1 protein-coding gene is annotated in these 1,362 nt (G+C 56.3%); it reads right to left on the minus strand.

Going from position 1 to position 1,362, the window contains the following annotated elements; genetic code table 11:
- Positions 1 to 62: 62 nt before the first annotated feature.
- Entirely contained in the window at positions 63 to 1,310 is a 1,248-nt protein-coding gene (locus MJ643_RS30330) for an IS256 family transposase (RefSeq protein ID WP_013970710.1), read from the minus strand.
- Positions 1,311 to 1,362 lie beyond the last annotated feature (52 nt).

The raw sequence follows: 1,362 nt of genomic DNA on the forward strand, positions 1-1,362 counted from the left end.
GGGACTGTCAGTTTTTTTGTGTTCGGGCCGGTAATGGCCTGCCGCCAGGCAGGCCCTGATTTTCACCAGGTTGGCCTGATGAACCGATCTCCGTACAGAATCGCAAATTGATTCATCGCGCTTTTCCAATCATGGGCCGGTTTTCCCCAATTGGCTGTTATGTTGCGCAATCCCAGCCAAATCAGTTTGGTCGCTGCGTCATCATTCGGGAAATGCCCGCGAGTCTTGATGACCTTGCGTAGTTGGGCGTTGATGCTCTCGATGGCGTTGGTAGTGTAAATCACCTTCCTGATGGCCGGAGGGAAGACGAAAAATGGAATCACTCGATCCCAGGCGCGTCTCCAGGCAGCCACCACCGTTGGATATTTCTCGCCCCACGGCCCGCTTTCAAATTCATCGAGTGCTTGCTCAGCCGCTTCAGCATTGATGGCTTGGTAAATCGGCTTCAGCTCCTTGGCCAGAGCCCGCCGCTTGTCCCAGGCCGCGAAGTCGAGGCTGTTGCGGATCAGGTGCACGATGCACGTCTGCAGCGTCGTCTCTGGAAACACGGCGCTGAGGGCCTCTGGCATGCCTTTGAGACCATCGGTCACGGCAATCAGCACATCTTCGACACCACGCGTCTTGAGATCGTTAAAGACCTTCATCCAGAACTTCGCACCCTCGGTGTTCTCGATCCAGATGCCCAAGATATCGCGCGTCCCGTCGGGTAGAACGCCCAGTGCCAGGTAAATGGCCTTGTTGCGCACCAGGCCTTCTTCGCGAATCTTCACCCGCAGCGCATCGAAGAAAATGACCGGGTACATCGGCTCCAGTGGTCGCTGTTGCCACGCGCCAATCTCCTCCATGACCTCATCTGTCACAGAGCTGATGAAATCGGGCGAAACGTCGGTTCCATACTGCTCGGACAGAAAGGCTCGGATCTCTCTGACCGTCATGCCTCGGGCGTACATGGCGATGATCTTGTCATCGAAGCCGGTGTACCGCCGCTCGTGCTTAGGGATCAGAATGGGTGCAAAGCTGCCGTCTCGATCTCGGGGAATTTCCAAACGAAGAGGGCCATCGCCGGTCAAAACCGTCTTGCCACTCTTACCGTTACGCTGGTTGGTTTCATCCTCTGGGCGCTGCGCGCCCGGCGGATAACCCAGGTGGTGGCCGAGCTCGGCATGCAGAGCTCGCTCAATCAGGGCCTTTTTGAACGCCGCAGAGGCATCCTCGATAGCTTCTGCGGTCATCAAACCCTCACCGAACTGCTCCAGCAGCTCTTTGGGGATTTTGGGCAGGTCACGCAGGGGTTTCTTTTTGGTTGGCATACATGCACCTCTTACTCATGTTATGCCCGAACACAAAATTTCTGACACCCTC

The organism is Pseudomonas sp. PNPG3 (genome assembly GCF_023093815.1).
GTDB lineage: Bacteria > Pseudomonadota > Gammaproteobacteria > Pseudomonadales > Pseudomonadaceae > Aquipseudomonas > Aquipseudomonas asiatica.

What these genes read in the sequence shown, in the direction of transcription:
- MJ643_RS30330 (WP_013970710.1), bottom strand. Translation starts at nt 1,310, where the DNA reads ATGCCAACCAAAAAGAAACCCCTGCGTGACCTGCCCAAAATCCCCAAA.